Origin of the sequence: Cupriavidus sp. SK-4 (assembly GCF_000611125.1) — a bacterium.
Taxonomy (GTDB): domain Bacteria; phylum Pseudomonadota; class Gammaproteobacteria; order Burkholderiales; family Burkholderiaceae; genus Cupriavidus; species Cupriavidus necator.
In genome coordinates this window covers 56,190-73,273 of the sequence record NZ_JFJW01000057.1, presented here as the reverse complement: position 1 = coordinate 73,273, position 17,084 = coordinate 56,190, and the positions used below count along the sequence as shown (strand labels likewise).

The 17,084-nt window shown below is 66.1% G+C and carries 19 protein-coding genes; 14 read left to right on the top strand and 5 right to left on the bottom strand.

Features of this window, described 5'->3' with window-relative positions:
- Positions 1-147: 147 nt before the first annotated feature.
- Positions 148-1,044, bottom strand: a complete 897-nt coding sequence (locus tag CF68_RS11555; protein ID WP_200872552.1) for an AraC family transcriptional regulator — start codon at positions 1,042-1,044, stop codon at positions 148-150.
- Positions 1,045-1,142: 98 nt separating this feature from the next.
- Between CF68_RS11555 and CF68_RS11550 the strand changes: the two genes are divergently transcribed.
- The 10 genes from CF68_RS11550 to CF68_RS11505 all read left to right on the top strand — a co-directional run bounded on the left by CF68_RS11550 (position 1,143) and on the right by CF68_RS11505 (position 9,878).
- Positions 1,143-1,982 (top strand): SDR family oxidoreductase, encoded by an 840-nt coding sequence (locus tag CF68_RS11550; RefSeq protein WP_235205744.1) that lies wholly within the window; start codon positions 1,143-1,145, stop codon positions 1,980-1,982.
- A gap of 33 nt (positions 1,983-2,015) precedes the next feature.
- Positions 2,016-3,071 (top strand): LacI family DNA-binding transcriptional regulator, encoded by a 1,056-nt coding sequence (locus CF68_RS11545; RefSeq protein WP_051591496.1) that lies wholly within the window; start codon positions 2,016-2,018, stop codon positions 3,069-3,071.
- A 246-nt stretch (positions 3,072-3,317) separates the two neighbouring features.
- Positions 3,318-4,121, top strand: coding sequence for a transporter substrate-binding domain-containing protein (locus tag CF68_RS11540; protein ID WP_035818677.1), 804 nt, complete (start codon positions 3,318-3,320; stop codon positions 4,119-4,121).
- Between the two features lie 54 nt (positions 4,122-4,175).
- Positions 4,176-4,934, top strand: a complete 759-nt coding sequence (locus CF68_RS11535) for an amino acid ABC transporter permease (RefSeq protein ID WP_035818673.1) — start codon at positions 4,176-4,178, stop codon at positions 4,932-4,934.
- Positions 4,931-5,581, top strand: a complete 651-nt coding sequence (locus tag CF68_RS11530) for an amino acid ABC transporter permease (RefSeq protein ID WP_035818670.1) — start codon at positions 4,931-4,933, stop codon at positions 5,579-5,581. The genes CF68_RS11535 and CF68_RS11530 overlap by 4 nt, the downstream gene beginning before the upstream one ends.
- The gene (locus tag CF68_RS11525; protein ID WP_035818667.1) at positions 5,568-6,302 is read left to right on the top strand and encodes an amino acid ABC transporter ATP-binding protein; all 735 of its coding nucleotides are present in this window, start codon (positions 5,568-5,570) and stop codon (positions 6,300-6,302) included. Before CF68_RS11530 ends, CF68_RS11525 begins: the two co-directional genes overlap by 14 nt.
- On the top strand, positions 6,299-7,087 hold the full coding sequence (locus CF68_RS11520) for a sugar phosphate isomerase/epimerase (RefSeq protein WP_051591495.1): 789 nt from the start codon (positions 6,299-6,301) through the stop codon (positions 7,085-7,087). Before CF68_RS11525 ends, CF68_RS11520 begins: the two co-directional genes overlap by 4 nt.
- A complete protein-coding gene (locus CF68_RS11515; RefSeq protein WP_035818664.1) occupies positions 7,084-8,028 on the top strand; it encodes a sugar kinase in 945 nt (314 codons plus the stop codon). Before CF68_RS11520 ends, CF68_RS11515 begins: the two co-directional genes overlap by 4 nt.
- Positions 8,029-8,048: 20 nt before the next feature.
- The gene (locus tag CF68_RS11510) at positions 8,049-9,038 is read left to right on the top strand and encodes a D-glycerate dehydrogenase (protein ID WP_035818661.1); all 990 of its coding nucleotides are present in this window, start codon (positions 8,049-8,051) and stop codon (positions 9,036-9,038) included.
- Between the two features lie 24 nt (positions 9,039-9,062).
- On the top strand, positions 9,063-9,878 hold the full coding sequence (locus CF68_RS11505) for a shikimate dehydrogenase (protein WP_035818658.1): 816 nt from the start codon (positions 9,063-9,065) through the stop codon (positions 9,876-9,878).
- Between the two features lie 48 nt (positions 9,879-9,926).
- Here CF68_RS11505 and CF68_RS11500 read toward each other — a convergent pair whose 3' ends face one another.
- The 3 genes from CF68_RS11500 to CF68_RS11490 all read right to left on the bottom strand — a co-directional run bounded on the left by CF68_RS11500 (position 9,927) and on the right by CF68_RS11490 (position 12,746).
- The gene (locus tag CF68_RS11500; RefSeq protein WP_051591494.1) at positions 9,927-10,889 is read right to left on the bottom strand and encodes a tripartite tricarboxylate transporter substrate binding protein; all 963 of its coding nucleotides are present in this window, start codon (positions 10,887-10,889) and stop codon (positions 9,927-9,929) included.
- 127 nt (positions 10,890-11,016) lie between these two features.
- Positions 11,017-11,682 (bottom strand): RraA family protein, encoded by a 666-nt coding sequence (locus CF68_RS11495; protein WP_035818656.1) that lies wholly within the window; start codon positions 11,680-11,682, stop codon positions 11,017-11,019.
- 152 nt (positions 11,683-11,834) lie between these two features.
- Positions 11,835-12,746: a LysR family transcriptional regulator gene (locus tag CF68_RS11490; protein WP_035818654.1), complete on the bottom strand. Its 912-nt coding sequence runs from the start codon at positions 12,744-12,746 to the stop codon at positions 11,835-11,837.
- Between the two features lie 105 nt (positions 12,747-12,851).
- Between CF68_RS11490 and CF68_RS11485 the strand changes: the two genes are divergently transcribed.
- The 4 genes from CF68_RS11485 to CF68_RS11470 all read left to right on the top strand — a co-directional run bounded on the left by CF68_RS11485 (position 12,852) and on the right by CF68_RS11470 (position 16,285).
- The gene (locus tag CF68_RS11485; RefSeq protein WP_035818652.1) at positions 12,852-13,517 is read left to right on the top strand and encodes an RraA family protein; all 666 of its coding nucleotides are present in this window, start codon (positions 12,852-12,854) and stop codon (positions 13,515-13,517) included.
- The gene (locus CF68_RS11480) at positions 13,514-14,176 is read left to right on the top strand and encodes an RraA family protein (protein WP_035818649.1); all 663 of its coding nucleotides are present in this window, start codon (positions 13,514-13,516) and stop codon (positions 14,174-14,176) included. Before CF68_RS11485 ends, CF68_RS11480 begins: the two co-directional genes overlap by 4 nt.
- Positions 14,176-15,393: a pyridoxal phosphate-dependent aminotransferase gene (locus tag CF68_RS11475; RefSeq protein ID WP_035818646.1), complete on the top strand. Its 1,218-nt coding sequence runs from the start codon at positions 14,176-14,178 to the stop codon at positions 15,391-15,393. Before CF68_RS11480 ends, CF68_RS11475 begins: the two co-directional genes overlap by 1 nt.
- Positions 15,394-15,520: 127 nt before the next feature.
- Positions 15,521-16,285 (top strand): alpha/beta fold hydrolase, encoded by a 765-nt coding sequence (locus CF68_RS11470; RefSeq protein ID WP_235205741.1) that lies wholly within the window; start codon positions 15,521-15,523, stop codon positions 16,283-16,285.
- Between the two features lie 213 nt (positions 16,286-16,498).
- On the opposite strand, the gene CF68_RS11465 is transcribed toward CF68_RS11470, so the two are convergent.
- Positions 16,499-17,002 carry a DUF6496 domain-containing protein gene (locus CF68_RS11465; protein ID WP_035818640.1) on the bottom strand — a complete coding sequence of 168 codons (504 nt, stop codon included), beginning with the start codon at positions 17,000-17,002 and terminating at the stop codon, positions 16,499-16,501.
- Between the last annotated feature and the right edge of the window lie 82 nt (positions 17,003-17,084).

The following is a 17,084-nucleotide window of genomic DNA, read 5'->3' as shown; positions in this document are numbered from 1 at the left end:
GTTCTATGAATGCATTGTGACTAAACGATGACAGTGAAGTGACTGTCCGTGACAAGTGCATAAAACGTCCCCGCACAGTCTTGGGGGATGACGTGCCTCAACAGCTCGCTGCCCGGTCACCTTCAGAAGCGCTTTCCATGTGACGTCCTAACCTTTGCGCGCGTAGAGACTCGGTGGCTGGCCGACGTGCCGGCTGAACGCGGTGCTGAAGGTACTCGCCGAGCCGTAGCCGACGCGTTCAGCAACTTCGGCGATCCCGAAGTCATGGCGACGGAGCAGGTCCTTCGCCACGGCCATGCGCCAGGCGACCAGGTATTCCATCGGTGGCATTCCCACGGCGCGCGTGAAGCGCTCAAAAAAGGTCGAGCGCGACAGCGCGGCCTTCCTTGCGAGCTGGGCCACCGTCCACGAGCGCGCGGGATCGGCGTGCATCTGCCGCATCGCCGACGCGAGTCGCGCATCGGCCAGGCCGCGCAGCAACCCCGGGGGCGCGTCCTCCCCCGACGTTGAGCGCAGCGCTTCGATCAGCAGCACCTCCACCAGGCGCGTGAGCACGAGCTCGCGGCCCGACCTCCGTTCACCCGATTCCTCGCCGACGAGCCGGACGATGGCCGAAAGCCGCTCGGCGCCGCGCACATGCACCAGCGCCGGCAACAGCGACACCAGTAACGCGGCATTGGACGAGTCGAAGACGAAGTAGCCGCCGAGCAGTCGCACATCGGGGCGTCCACCGCGCCTGCCGTGACGAACTTCGCCCATCGGCGCGGACGTCACTTTCGGGTCGATGCACTCGGGCGCCACCGGCTCAAAGCCCGACAAGGTGAAGCCCGGCGTTGCCGGCAGGAGCACGAAGTCGCCCGCCTCAAGCGTGAGGGCATGCTGGCCGTCGACGGCGAGACGACAACTGCCCTCGAGCACGGCGCAGAAGCTTGGCTGGCCGTAGTCAGCGTAGCGAACACCCCAGCGGCCGGCGCCGCTGATGCGCTTCGAGAACACGGCACGCGGCTGGAGCAGCGAGATGACTTCTGACAGGGGATCGCTCATCGGCGGACGATTGCAAATGAAATCTGGACTTTTCATTGTAGGAAGTCCGTCGCATGCCCGCTATCGTTACCGACATCAAAACCAACACCGAAACCTCCATGAAAACCGTGCTGATTACCGGCTGCTCCTCTGGCTATGGCCTTGAAACCGCGCGCCACTTCCACTCGCAGGGCTGGAACGTCATCGCCACCATGCGAACGCCGAACCAAGACCTCTTGCCCCGATCCCACCGGATCCGCGTGCTGGCGCTCGACGTGACGAAGCCCGAAAGCATCGCCGCCGCGCTTGCAGCGAGCGGGCCCATCGACGTGCTCGTCAACAACGCGGGCATTGGCCTGTTTGGCGCCTTCGAGGCCACGCCGATGGCCACGACGCGCGAGGTGTTCGAGACCAACACGTTCGGGGTAATGGCGATGACCCAGGCGGTGCTGCCCCAGTTCCGTGCGCGCAGGTCGGGCGTGGTGGTGAACGTGACCTCCAGCACGACGCTGGCGCCGATGCCGATGGTGGCCGTCTACACCGCGAGCAAGATGGCCATCGAAGGCTTCACCGCGTCGATCGCGTTCGAGCTCGAAGCGTTCAACGTGAGCGTGAAGCTGGTCGAGCCAGGCTACGGACCGACCACGCGCTTTACCAGCAACGGGGGACCGCGCATGGAGGGCCTGATCCCCGAGGCGTACGCGCCTTTCGCGCAGCGCATCTTCGCTTCACTCTCGCAACCGGCAGCGGTGACGACCGAGGCCGATGTGGCCGAAGCGGTGTGGCGTGCCACCAGCGACAGGTCCGGGCTGCTTCGGTTTCCGGCAGGTGCCGATGCGGTAGCGCTGGCTCATTCGGAGAGCGTCGAAGGGCATCTGGCCCTTCGACGGTTCGCCGCACCAGGTATCGGAGCCCAATCGCCCCGGATGCTGGCACATCCCGACACGCCCGAGGCATAATCGTGAAACTGGTTTCACCGAGACCCGAATCCTATGCCGCGCCCAGTTACCCGACCTGTGTCCGACCAGAAACCTGCAGAGAAATTCACCATCCAGGACGTTGCCGACTATGCGGGCGTCTCCAAGGCAACCGTATCGCGCTACCTGAACCGGGGCGGCGAGCAGTTGTCCGCGGACGTCGAGGCGCGCGTCGCCGCGGCCATCCGCGCGCTCGGCTATAGCCCCAGCCCGATGGCGCAGGGGCTCAAGCGCGGCAAGTCGCGCCTGATCGGGCTGGTGGTCGCGGATGTCTCCAATTCGTTCTCGGTGGCCGTGCTGCGCGGCGTCGAGAAGGCCTGCCGCGACGCCGGCTATATGGTGATGCTGTTCAACCTCGGCAATGACGAGCAACTTGAGCGCGAAGCCATTCGCTCGCTGTCGGCCTACCGGGTCGAGGGCTTTATCCTGCACACGCTGGGCCACGATGCCGGCGCCCTGGCCGATGCGGCGCAGTTGGGCAAGCCAGTGGTACTGGTCGACCGCAAGGTCGGCGATGCCGAAGTCGACCTGGTGGCCCTGGACAACCAGACCGCCGTCCAGGAAGCCGCCGGCCACCTGGTCGAAGCCGGCTATCGGCGCCTGCTGTTCATCAGCGAGCCGATCAAGGCCATCAGCTCGCGCAACGAGCGGGCGCGCGCGTTCCAGGCCTTTGTCGCCGAACACGCGGGCACGGTAAGCGGGACTGTTTTTGAAGCCCAGCGGGGTGACGACGATGCCCTGGATGAAGCGCTGCTCGCGATGCGCCGTGGCACCGGACAGGCACCCGTTGCCGTGCTGGCGGCCAACGCAGTGATCTCGCTGCGCGTGGCCGCATCAGCCGCCAGACTGGGGTGGCAACTTGGCGCCGACCTGGGCCTGATCGGCTTCGATGATCCGGAATGGGCTGCACTGGTCGGTCCTGGCCTCAGCGCCATTTCCCAGCCCACCGACGATATTGGGCGCGTTGCCACCAACTGCCTGATCGAGCGCCTGCAAGGCGCGCAACTGCCGCCACGCCGGGTGCTGTTGCCCGGCACGCTGGTCACGCGCGGATCCACCCGCCGCGCCTGATTGCAGAGCCCTTCCCCACCGGCGTCCGCCGTGCCCGCCTGATCCACGCCTGCACCCGCTTCGCACGTCCAGCGGGTGCCTGACGTGCCTGTTTCCGCATCCGCCAAACGCAGTTTTTGCCCGTAAGGGTTTCCACGGCTGGATCTCTGAAACCGGTTTCCTATAATTCTGAAACCGGTTTCACGACGGTGCTTGCCAAACGCTGCGACGCCAGCGACACATTCCATAACCGTGCAGGAGACACTGATGAACGTCCAACGCTTGTTGCGCCGCGTAGCCGCGCCCGTGCTGACTCTGCTGGTCCTGACCAGCGCCGCTTTCCCCGCCCAGGCGCAGACCGTCGCCGAGATCGTCAAGAAGGGCAAGGTCACCATCGGCGTGGTAACCGGCGCCCCGCCCTTCGGCACCACGGACGCCACCGGCAAACCCGCCGGCTATGACGTCGACGTGGCCAACCTGCTCGGCAAGTACCTGGGCGTGCCGGTCGATATCGTTCCGCTCACCTCGCCCAGCCGGATTCCGGCGCTGGAGGCCGGCAAGGTCGATTTCCTGGTCGCGACGCTGGCGCCGACGCCCGAGCGGGCGCGGGCCATCATGTTCAGTGCGCCCTACAGCGCGTTCGAGCTGACCATCTTCGCGCCCGTCGCTGCCAAGTACGCCAAGCTGACGGAGCTCGGAAAGAAGAAGGTGGGCGTGACGCGTGGTACCACGCAGGACACCGCGCTGACCCGGCTGGCCGTGCCCGGCATGAATATCGTCCGCTTCGAGGACGATGCCACCTGCGCGCAGGCGCTGATCAGCAACCAGGTCGAAGCCATTGCCCTGCCCAATATCACCGGCAACGAGATCATGAAGGCGCGCGGCGCCGGCAAGTTCGACGCCAAGTTCGCGTTCTCGGTGCAACCCAATTCGATGGCCGTGCGCCGCGACGCCTTCGAGCTGCGCCAATGGCTCAACACCACCATCTCCTACGTCAAGCTGAACGGCGAACTCGATGCCATTGCACAGAAGTGGACCGGCAAGGCGCTGCCCGCGCTGCAAGCGTTCTGAACCAGGCCGTCTGACGTTGCGCGCCAGCGCCAGCCGGCATGCCAGGAGACCCGCATGAACTATCAATTCGAATGGACGCCGGTGTTGTCGCAGCTGGACCGCTTCGCGGAAGGCGCGGCGATGACGCTGGCGCTCAGCTTCGGCTCGATCCTGCTTGGCACCGTGATCGGCACCGCCGGCGCCATTGCGGCCGCGTTTGGCGGTCCGTGGCTGCAGCGTGCCACCAGGGCCTACGTCGAAGCCATCCGCAACACGCCCTTCCTGATCCAGCTCTTCATCATCTTCTTCGGCTTGCCAACCGTGGGCCTGCAGATCGATGCCGTCACCGCCGCGGTGATTGCCATGACCGTCAACCTCGGCGCCTACTCGACGGAAATCATCCGGGCCGGCCTGCAGGCGGTTCACCGCTCGCAACTCGAGGCCGCCGCCGCGCTGGGCATGACGCGCTGGCAGCTGATCCGCCACGTGGCCCTGGTGCCGGCCTTCGAGAAGGTCTATCCGGCCCTGACCAGCCAGTTCACGCTGATGATGCTGACGTCGAGCGTGGTGTCGACGATCTCGGTGGAAGAGCTGACGGCGGTCGCCAGCCAGGTCGATTCGCAGACCTTCCGCACCTTCGAGAGCTACATCCTGGTCATGTTCATCTACATCGGGCTGGCACTGCTGCTGCGCGCCATGTTCGGGCTGATCGGCAACCTGGTGTTCAAGCGGCGCCGCGTGGTGGCGCGCGCACGAAAGCTGGCCCGCACAGCCCGCGTCGTGCCCGTGGCGCAAACGGATCTGACGGCGGCGGTTGCAGGGAGCGCGAAATGATTACCGAGTTCTCCTGGAATCATCTTGAAATCCTGCTGCTGGCAGCGCGCTGGACGCTCTGGGTAACCCTGCTCGCCTTCGTCGGCGGCACGCTGGCCGGTTTCCTGGTGGCGCTGGCGCGTACCTCCAGAAGCCCGCTGCTGCGCCTGGCCAGCACGGCCTATATCCAGGTCGTGCAAGGGACGCCGGTGCTGATCGTGCTGTTCCTGAGCTACTACGGACTCTCCGTGCTCGGGCTCAAGCTGTCGCCGATGGTCGCGGCCATGCTCGCGATGTCGATCTACGCCAGCGCCTATCTTGGCGAGATCTGGCGCGGCTGCATCGAGGCCGTGCCACAGGGGCAGTGGGAAGCCAGCGAGGCGCTCGCCCTCACCCGCTGGCAGCAACTGCGCTTCGTGGTGCTGCCGCAGGCCGTGCGGCTGGCCTTGCCGCCCACGGTGGGGTTCTCGGTCCAGCTGGTCAAGAACACCTCGATCACTTCCATCATCGGCGTCATCGAACTGACCCGCGCCGGCCAACTGATCAACAACGCGACCTTCCAGCCCTTCGCGGTCTTCGTCGTCGTCGCACTTATCTACTTCGCGCTCTGCTTCCCGCTGTCGGCGGCAGCCCGGCGCATGGAAAGGAGGCTCCATGTCAATCGTTGAAGCAAAAGGCGTGCACAAGTCATATGGCGCCGTCGAAGTCCTGAAGGGCGTTTCGTTTGCGATCGAGCCGGGCCAGGTGGTCGCCATCATCGGCCGCAGCGGCTCCGGCAAGAGCACCATGCTGCGATGCCTGAATGGCCTGGAGACGATCAACGCCGGCAACATCACCGTCGCCGGGCACAAGCTGGATCACGACCGCAAGCGTTTGCTCGACCTGCGCCGCGACGTGGGCATGGTGTTCCAGAGCTACAACCTGTTTCCGCACCTGACCGTGGGCCAGAACATCGCGCTGGCTCCGGCCATCGTGAAGAAGATGGCTGCGAGCAAGATCGACGGCATCGTTGCCCAGGTGCTGACCCAGGTCGGCCTGCTCGACAAGAAGGACTGCTACCCCGAGCAGCTCTCGGGCGGCCAGCAGCAGCGCGTGGCCATCGCCCGTTCGCTGGCGATGGAGCCCAAGGTGATGCTGTTCGACGAGGTCACCTCCGCGCTCGACCCCGAGCTGACGGCGGAAGTGCTTCGGGTCATGGAGAACCTGGCCGCCTCCGGCATGACCATGGTGCTGGTCACGCACGAGATGGAGTTCGCGCGCCGCATGGCGCATACCACCATCTTCATGCACCAGGGCAAGGTGCACGAGGCGGGCCCGTCCAAAGCGCTGTTCGCGCAGCCGCGGACGCCGGAACTGCAGCAATTCCTCAGCGCGGGAGCACTGAAATGAGCCAGTGGCAAGCAGATGGTTCTTCACGCCCGCCGGTGCTGATCTCGCTGACAGCCTATGGCGCCGACCTCGCCCTGCGCGACGGACAGGCTGCGCTGGCACGGATCGCCGCGGCCGCTGGCGCGGACGGCGTGGAATTCCGCAGCGAACTCCAGCGCGGGCACAAGGATGAAGTCAGGGAACAACGCGAGGTCGCCGGGGAGCATGGACTGAGCGTGGTCTGGTCCAGCCCGGAAGGCCTGTGGAATGACGCAGGCAGCCTCGATGCCGCCGCGCTCGACCGTGCCTTCACGACCGCGCTGGCGCTCGATGCGACCCGGGTCAAGATGTCGCTTGGCGGCTATCGGCAAGGCACGGCGCTGGAAGCGCTGCTTCCCTGGCTGCGGCACGATGGCATCGAACTCGTCGTGGAAAACGACCAGACCGCCCAGGCCGGCACCGTACCGCCGCTGCGCGATTTCTTCGCGCGTACCAGGGCGCTCGGCGAGTCCGTACCGATGACTTTCGACATGGGCAACTGGCACTGGACCGGCGAAGACCCGCTCGACGCCGCGCAAGTCCTCGGCGCCGGCGTCGACTACGTGCACTGCAAAGGCGTGCAGCGCACGCCCGCCAAATGGATCGCAGTGCCGCTTGACCAGTCGGCGGCACCCTGGCGCAGCGTCTTGCGCCGCCTGCCCTCGCACGTTGCGCGTGCGATCGAATTCCCGCTGCAAGGCGAAGACCTGGTGCAGGTCACGCGCCATCATGTCGAACTGCTGCGTTCGGTGGAGGTCCCCGCATGAGCACCGATCTTGACGTGGTCACGCTGGGCGAGGCGATGCTGATGCTGGTCGCCGGCGAAGCCGGGCCGCTCGAAGGCGCGCAGACTTTCCACAAGCGCACCGCCGGTGCCGAGACCAACGTGGCCATCGGCCTGTCGCGCCTGGGCCTGAAGGTCGGCTGGGCCAGCCGGCTGGGCGACGACTCGATGGCGCGCTACCTGCTCGGTGAAATGCAGCGCGAAGGCGTGGATTGCAGCCAGGTGGTGTGCGAGCCCGGTGAGCGCACCGGCTTCCAGTTCAAGGGCCGGGTCGACGACGGGGGCGATCCGCCCGTCGAATACCACCGCCGCGGCTCGGCGGCGAGCCGCATGAACCCGGAGCACCTGGACGGCAGGTGGCTGCGGCGCTCGCGGCACCTGCACGTCACCGGAGTGTTCCCCGCGCTGGCCGCAGGCACGCAGGCTGTCACGCGCCAGGCCATCGCCACCATGCAGGCCGCCGGCCGCACGATCTCTTTCGATCCCAACCTGCGGCCCACGCTGTGGGCCACGCCCGAGGTGATGCGGGAGACGCTGAACGACCTGGCGCAGCAGTGCGACTGGGTGCTGCCCGGCATCGAGGAAGGCCGCTTCCTCACCGGCCATGCCGAGCCGGAGCGCATTGCCGCCTTCTACCGTGCCCGCGGCGCCAGGCTGGTGGTGGTGAAGCTGGGCGCCGACGGCGCCTACTTCGATGGCGAGGCCGGCACCGGCCATGTCGAGGCATTCAGCGTCGAGCGTGTCGTCGACACCGTTGGCGCCGGCGATGGCTTTGCCGTGGGCGTAATCAGCGCACTGCTGGAGGGCCGGTCAGTAAGCGACGCCGTCCGGCGCGGCGCCTGGATCGGCGCCCGCGCGGTGCAGGTGCGCGGCGATACCGAAGGCCTGCCGACCCATGCCCAGCTGGCGGCCGCCAGTTTATGAAGCCACTGCAAGGATTACCCATGCGCAAGAATGTCCTGGTGTTCCGCCCGATTCCTGACGACCTGCTCGCCAGGATCGAGTCGGAGCATGACGTGATCGTGGCGGATCCGCGCCAGCCGGCACAACGGTCGGCCTTCCGCGCCGCGCTGGCCAACGCCCATGGCCTGATCGGCTCCAGCGTGAAGCTCGGCGCCGTGGAACTGGCCGACGCCGGCCGGTTGGAGGTGATCTCAAGTATTTCGGTCGGAGTCGACAACTACGACCTACCCTGCCTGCACCGGCGCGGCATCACCCTGTGCCATACGCCCGGCGTACTCACCGAGACCACCGCCGACACCGTCTTCGCGCTCATCATGGCCACGAGCCGTCGGCTGGTCGAACTGGCGGCCCACGTGAGCGAAGGCCGCTGGACTGCCAATATCGGTGAAAGCCTGTTCGGCTGGGACGTCCACGGCAAGACCCTGGCGATACTGGGCTTCGGACGCATCGGCCAGGCCGTAGCGCGCCGCGCGGCGCTCGGCTTCGGCATGGAGGTGCTCTATGTCAACGAGACTGCTGCGGAGCCGCCCGACCTGGCGGGACGCGCCACCCGGACGAATCTCGACGATGCCTTGCAGCGCGCCGATATCGTCGCCGTCACGCTGCCCCTGACCGACAGCACGCGCGGCCTGATGGGCCTGCGCGAGTTCGCGCTGATGAAGCCGGGCGCCATCTTCGTCAACGGCGCGCGAGGCCAGATCGTGCAGGAAGACGCGCTGCTCGCGGCGCTCGACAGCGGCCACCTGCGCGCGGCCGGGCTGGACGTCTTCGCCATCGAGCCGATGCCACAGGATTCACCGCTGCGCAGCCACCCCAGGGTCACAGCCCTGCCCCATATCGGCTCGGCCACGCATGAGACCCGGCGCGCCATGGCCGAACTCGCCACGCGCAACCTGCTGGACGCGCTCGCCGGGCGGCAGCCCGCCGCGCGCTTCGACCTCGCGGCCTTTGCCGCCCAGGCAGCCGCCTGATTCTCCCCGCAAGGACACCCCGCAATGCCCGGTTCCATTCCCACGCTGTGCGGCTCGATCATGGGCGAGCCCTTCACCTTCAATGTCCGCATCCACAATGCCGCCTATCGGGCGCTCGGGATCGACTACACCTTTGTGTGCTTCGGGGTGCAGGACGTGCCCGGCGCGGTGCGATCGATCCGCGCGCTCGGCGTGCGCGGCATGAATGTCTCGATGCCGCACAAGCAGGCCGTTATCCCGCACCTCGACCATCTCGACGAGACCGCCCGCGCCATCGGCGCGGTCAACACCATCAACAATATCGATGGCGTGCTGACCGGCTGCAACACCGACTGCATCGGCGCCGTACGGGCGTTCCGGGAGGTGACCGAAGTGGCCGGCAAGGGCATTGCGCTGCTGGGCGCGGGCGGCGCGGCGCGGGCGATGGCCTATGGCCTGCGCGAGGCCGGCGCCAGCGTGACCGTGTTCAACCGCACCGCGGCACGCGGCGAGGAACTGGCCGCCTCGCTTGGCCTGCGCTTTGGCGGCGGGTTGACGGACTTCCGCGCGGCGGACTTTGACATGCTCGCCAACGCTACCGCTGCCGGCTTCCGGGCACCCGACGTCAACCCGGTCGCCGGACAGCTCGCCGCACACCTGATCGTCATGGACGCTGCCTTCATCCCGGTCAGGAGCAAGCTGATCCGCGATGCCGCCGCGCTTGGCTGCCGCACCATCGACGGCACGCGCATGATGCTGCACCAGGCCTGCGCCCAGGTCGAGTTCTACACCGGCTGCGCACGCGCGCCGATCGAGGCGATGGAGGCGGCGCTGCTCGAGGAGATTGCGCGCCTGTCTTGAGCCCCGCTGCCGCCCTTGGCTCTTCTGGATCGATGCGGACGCGCTGCCTCACTTCCGCAGGTTGGTTCTGGCCACCAGTGCCTTCATCACCGCGTTGTCTGCCGCGATCATCGCCTTGAAGCTCGCGGCGTCGGCATAGGCAATCCCAAGGTTCTGCCGGCCCAGCGCCGCCACGAAGACAGGATCCGCCACCGCCTTGCGGCGGGCGGCCGCGAGAGTTTCGAGCACTTCAGGTGGCGTGCCCCTGGGCGCGGCCAGTCCGCGCCATGTGCCGATCGAGAGGTCGATACCGCGCTCACGCAGCGTCGGAACGTTCTCGAAGCCCCTGACACGCTGCCCGGCCATCACCGCGAGCGTCTTCACCTTGCCTGCGGCCACATAGGCCGATACCTCGGCCGGACTGACGGCCACCGCGTCGATATGCCCGCCCATCAACGCCACCAGGGCCGGCGCCGCACCGGAGAACGGCACATGATTGAATTTGACGTACGCCTTGTCCTCCAGCGCCGTCGCCGCCAGGTGCCAGATCGAGCCCGGCCCGGAATTCCCGACCTGCACCTCCCCCGGGTGCGCCTTGGCGAATTCCAGGAACACCTCGATGGTGTTCCAGCGCGAGTCGGCCTTGACCGTGATGGCAGACGGATCGGCATTCAGGCGTGCGATCGGCACCAGCTCGGCGGCGTCGAAGGTGGTCGGCCCGAGATGCGGGACGATCACGGCTTCGGCGATGATGATGCCGAGCTTGTAGCCATCCGGCCTGGCGCGAGCCACATCCGTCATGCCGATGGCGCCGCTGGCACCCGGCTTGTTCACCACGGTCAGCGGCTGCGGCAGATACTTGCGCATGGCTTCGCTGAAGGCCCGCGCAACGGTGTCGGTACCGCCGCCAGCCGTGCTTGGCACCACGAGTTCGACAGGATGGTCCGGGTAGGGCGCCGCGGGCGCCTGCCCGACTGCAGCCAGTGAGGCCAGCAGGGCGGCCATGTGAAACAGCTTGCGGGGCAATTGCATCTGTGGCTCTCGATTCAGGGTGGTCGGCAAAGTTGCTTCCATGGGGAAGCCCCGGATACACAACGTGAAAGACCATCGGTGTGAGCAGCCGGCCGGCCAGCGCGAACCGTCCCTTGACTTGCCCTGGTTATAGTCCGTGCGGCACAAGCACTTTGTGCAGCCATTCCTGCTCGCGCAGTCCAGTACCGATCTCGGCCTTGATGGCGTTCTCCTTCATGGCAGTAGCCCTGACAGCATCGAGGATGGCGTCTGCCTCCGCGGCGGGGAACGTCACCACGCCGTCTTCATCGCCCACCACAATATCGCCCGGTGAAATCACCTGGCCGCCCACGGAGACCGGCACGTTCATCGCACCTGGCCCCAGCTTGTAGGGACCACGGTGACTGACCCCGCGCGCATAGCAGGGGAAATCCGCCTCATGAAACGCTGCGGTGTCGCGGATGGCGCCATCGAGCACAAAGCCAGCGCAGCCTCTCTGCTGCGCATACAGCATGATGAGTTCGCCCACCAGTGCATTGGTGCAGTCGCCACCGCCATCGGCCACCAGTACGTGCCCCGGCTGAAGCTCCATCAATGCCTTGTAAATGAGAAGGTTGTCGCCAGGCCTGGCCTTGACGGTGAATGCCGTCCCAAGAAGCTTCCTGCTACGGTTGAAGCGGGTCAATCCGGTCACCCCCGACAACCGCTGCAAATTATCGCTGATATGCGCGGTAACCACATCCTGGAGTGCTTCCACCACTCGCGCCGGTGCCAGTTGGGGAGCGGGATTGATAACGAATGCTGAGGCAGCCAAGGTCAGACTCCATTGCCTTAGGGTTTCGCCTGCTCACGAAAATTTCGCCAGCGGCACATTGGCTTGCACTCTCACCCACCTGGAGTGTTCTGTAAATTCCGATGAATAGAACGTTTCATTCTGCCAAACCTATTGATTGCGGAATGCTTTGGCTACCGAGGCATTCCCCGAACTTTTCCGGCCGAGATTGCGGCGATCGCGGCCTCGACCATCGGATTCTCCCGGCTGGTCGACCAGGCCATCGCAGTCGTCACCACCTTGACAGCCTCTTTCAGCGGCTTGACCACGACATTCTCCGGCGCGGCCTTCTTCAGTGAGGCAGGCACCAGCGCAATCCCCTGCCCACATCCGACAAAGGCAATCTGGGACGAGACGCTGCGCACTTCGTGCAGGACACGGGGCGAGAAGCCGGCTTCCCTGCAGGTCATGATGAGGCTGTCATAGTAGACCGGGCTCACGTGCCTGGAGAAGATGACGAACGCCTCATCCGCCAACGAAGCCAGGCGAATGCGGGGCATCTCGGCCAGCCGGTGCGTCCTCGGCAGGGCAACGGCGAGACGGTCTTCCTTGAGCGGCACGGATTGGATGGATGCGCCCAGCTCGCCTTCAAGCCGGGCGAACGCCAGGTCCACGTCGCCCCGTTCGAGGGCCGGCACGGCCTCCACGCTGTCAATTTCCTTGACGGAGATGGTCAGCTGCGGATGCTGTGCCTTGAGATACTCGATCAGTCCCGGCAACGTATCGACCATGGCGGACGAGATGGCGCCGATGGTCAGCATGCCGCTCTGCCCCTGGACCGCCTCTCTGACCGCCAGTTCGAGCCGCTCAAGCTGCTCGGCGAATTTCTGCACTGCCGGCAGTATCGCGGCCCCGACGGGTGTCAGCTTTGCGCCTCGGCGCGACCGCTCGAACAGCTTGACCTTCAGCGCACTCTCCAGCGTCTGGATCTGCTCCGTCAGCGGCGGCTGGGACATGCCCAGCCGTTTCGCCGCACGCCCGAAGTGCTCTTCTTCGGCAACCGCCAGGAACAGCCACAGATGTCGAACCAGTCTGAAGTTGATCATTTTTCTCTGATACGTTGAACCTATGGAAAGCTTCCAATCTTCGGAATTTACAGATTCAACTGTAGCGCCCAAAGTGAAAGCCCTGCAACCTGAGTCGACCCCAGCATGACAGCCGCCTTGCTTGACCGCCTTGCTTCCCTGGACACGAACACCGTTTCCGATGCGCTCGATTTTCTTGACCTGCGCGGCGCCACCTACGGAATCCGGCCGCTCTGGGACTGCCCGAAGATCGTCGGCCGTGCCAGTACCATCCAGCTCGGACCGAAAACCGATGCGAAGCCGACGGTACATCTGATCTCCCCCGTCATCGCCGAAGTCCGGAGCGACGACCGCATCCTGGTGATTGCCGGCGGCACCGAGGGTGTGTCCTGCTGGGGCGACATCCTCGCCAACGCGGCGACCGCGAAGAAGATCCGTGGCTCCGTGATCGACGGCGTCAGCCGCGACATCGAGGGCAGCGAATCCATCGGCTACCCGGTCTTCGGCCGCGGCGTGACCATGGTCAGCGCGCGCAATCGCGTGGTGCAGGTGGGATCCGGCGAACCAGTGGTCTTTGGCGGCGTCGTCGTGAACCAGGACGACTACGTGATTGCAGACCGCTGCGGCACGGTATTCGTGCCCGCTGCGCGTATCGAGGAAGTGCTTGACCTGGGCGAGCGCATCGCCCGCCGCCAGGACGGCATGGTCCAGGCGGTACGTGCCGGCCGCTCGGTGGCCGAAGTCATGCACGACAAGGAATTCGAAGCCATCAACGCAAAGGAAGCAAAATGAGCGCGCTGGACAAGGAACTGGTTTCCCTGTTCGAAGGCCTGGATACGCCAGGCGTCTCTGACGCCATGGACAAGCTCGGGCTGCCGGGCCAGTGCCTGGGCATTGCGCCGCTGGACAACTACCGCCAGACCGTGGTCGGGCCGGCCTACACGGTCAGGTATGTGCCGGCAAGCACGCCGCCGGGCACGGTCGGGGACTTCATTGACGACGTGGCCGCCGGCGACGTGGTGGTCATCGACAACGACAGCCGCACCGACTGCACGGTCTGGGGCGACATCATGACGCAATACGCCGGCGCCCGCGGCATTGCCGGCACCGTGATCGACGGCGTTTGCCGCGACGTCTCCAGGGCACTGGGCGACGGCTATCCCCTCTTTACACGGGGACGCTTCATGCGTACCGGCAAGGACCGGGTCCAGGTCGAAGCCGTCAACACCCCGGTCTCGATCGGCACGGCCCGCGTTTGTCCGCGCGACATCGTGGTGGCCGATGCCAACGGCGTCGTGGTGGTGCCGCGCGAACGCGCGCGTGAAGTCGCCGAACTGGCACGGACGATCGAGGCGGTCGAGTCAAGGATCCGCGAGCACATCGCCGGCGGCAAGACGCTGGGCCAGGCGCGTGAGGCCCTTGGTTATCACACCCTGCAGAGGAAAGCGTGATGCAGCCCGACCTTGCACGACTGAACCTCAACCTGGCCAGCGCGCAGGCTTCGGCGACTTACAAGATCATGGATCGCGTGGCCGCGCGGCGAGCCGCCGGCGCGCGGATCATTTCGCTGAGCGCCGGCGAACCCGATTTCGACACCCCGGCACATGTCTGTGACGCCGCGATCGAAGCGATCCGTGCGGGCCACACGCGCTACACGCAAGTGGCAGGCATGCGCCCGCTGCGCGAGGCGATTGCCGCCAAGTTCCAGCGCGAGAATGGCCTTGACGTAGGCTGGCAGGACACCATCGTCTGCAGCGGCGGCAAGCAGGTGATCTACAACGCCTTGTCGGCGACGCTGAATGCCGGGGACGAAGTGATCGTGCCAGCGCCTTACTGGGTCAGCTACCCGGAGATGGTCCAGTTGTCCGGGGCAGTTCCCGTCATCGTCTCGTGCGGCGCGGATGTCGGCTTCAAGCTGACGCCCGACGCGCTGGCCCGCGCCATCACCCCGCGCACGCGCTGGCTCATCCTGAATTCGCCATCGAATCCTACCGGCGCTGTCTACACGCGCGATGAACTGGCGGCGCTGGCAGAGGTCCTGCTGGCCCACCCGCATGTGCTGGTGCTGTCGGACGATATCTACGAGCACCTGACCTTCGACGGTGCCGGCTTCCATACGATCGCGGCAGTGGCACCGCGCCTCGCCGCGCGCACGCTGACCATGAACGGCGTGTCCAAGGCCTACGCCATGACTGGCTGGCGCATCGGCTTCGGCACCGGACCGCGCTGGCTGCTGGAAGCGATGGAGAAGGTCCAGGGCCAGCAGACCTCCGGCGCCTCCTCGATCTCCCAGCATGCCGCACTGGCCGCGCTGAACGGGCCGAAGGACTTCATCCGGGAATCGCGTGCCGTGTTCGAGGAACGCCGCAACCTGATGGTCGGCATGCTCAACGAGACCCCGGGGCTGGCATGCCCGGTGCCTGCGGGCGCGTTCTACGCGTTCGCATCCTGCGCAGGCATGCTGGGCCGGCGCACGGCCGCAGGTACCTTGCTGGCCACCGACGAGGACGTCGCCGGCGCGCTGCTGGATGAAGCCAACGTGGCGGTCGTGCATGGCAGCGCGTTCGGGCTGGGCCCCTATATCCGGATTGCCTATGCCCTCGACACCGATTCGCTGCGCCAGGCGTGTCGGGCAATCCGGCAGTTCTGCCTGTCACTGAAGGACTAGGCAGCCTTTACGCCAACCAGCCAGGCCGGCAGGATCGTCACAGCCTGCCCCCTGCTCCCATCCGCCTGTAGAGGTCACCAGCGTGTCATTGCCAACAGCACTCACCAAGCAACGCCTGCCCTTATCCGTGGATGGCGCCAGCATCGACCTGTCATGCCTGCGTTCGGCCGGCGAAGGCCCTCCCCTTGTCTTCCTGCATGGCTTCGGATCGACCAAGGAGGACTATGCGGACGTCGTACTGCAGCCCAGGCTCGCGCACCGCGCGATCATCGCGTACGACGCGCCCGGCTGCGGGGAAACGGCTTGCGAAGACCTGTCGCGGGTTTCGATTCCCTTCCTCGTCGATATCGCGCTCGCCGTGCTGGACCACTACGGTGTCCAGCGTTTCCACCTGATCGGGCATTCCATGGGTGGGCTGACGGCCCTCATGCTGGCGCATCGCGTCCCGGACCGGGTCCTCAGTTTCATCGACATCGAAGGCAATGTGGCGCCGGAGGACTGCTTCCTGAGCCGGCAGCTCATCTCGCACCGCACGGATGACGCCGAAGCCTTCTTTGCGGACTTCATTGAGCGTACCTGGCAGTCCCCCTGCTTTTCCAGTCCGCTGTATGCGGCGAGCCTGCGGCACAAGGTTCGCGCCGACGCGGTCCGCGGCATCTTCGAATCCATGGTGGCATTGTCCGACCACGGCGACCTGATGACGAAGTTCCTGGGGCTGCCCTGCCCGCGGATGTTCATGTATGGCGAGCAGAACGCTACGCTGTCCTACCTGGAACTGCTGCAGCGCAACGGCGTGGAACTTGCCGAGATTCCGCGATGCGGGCATTTCCCGATGTATTCGAACCCGCCAGCGATGTGGGAACGGATCTCGGAATTTCTCGCCCCTCCATGAAGCCCCGCCGCCGGCGGCCATCAGGGTCATGGCTGCGCTCGCGTGCGGCGCAGCCGACAGCTTGAACTGCTCGGGGTACCTGCCCATGTAAGAACCCCCAAAAGTTGTCTCCAACTTCCGGGGGTCAGTTCACTTGCGGGAGGGGGAGCACCCAAACGGCGATTCAAGACCCGCGGCTCCGCAAAGGATAAGCGGGCCTGCAAGGCCGTGGCGCTAACGGGCTGACTCCTTCTTTGCCGCACGCGTGCGAGCGGCCTTGCGGGCCGCTTCGGAGCGACCGGCAGCGCCCTTGGTGCTGGCGGCCTTCTTCGCGGCAGCCGAGCGATCGGTCGCGGTGCGCTTGCTTGCTGCGCTCTTGGCCTGGGCGGACAGCGCCTTGGGAGAAGCACCGGCGGTGCTCTCGCGCTTGAGTGCCTTGAGCGCGGCCTGGGACCGCTTGGCCGTGCTTTCTGAACTCGCGCGTTGCGGCGCGGCCTTGGCGGCGGCGGCGGACTTGGTTTCCGCCTTGGTCGCGCCCTTCTTCGGCGGCACGTCGACGCCGGCGCGGCGCGCCTCCGACAAACCGATCGCTATGGCCTGCTTGGCCGAGCGCACGCCGTGCTTACCCTTGCGCACGGCTTCGATTTCGTCGTGAACGAAATGGCCGGCCTGGGTGGTCGGCGACTTGCCTGCTCTCTTGTCTGCCCTGGCTTGGGCTATGCTCGATGCCCTTGGCATGGTCGTCTCCATGACAGCCGCGGTCATCCGGCATGGGCCATGGCAGATGCAATGTCCGCGGCGCTGTTCAGGGCCCGCCATC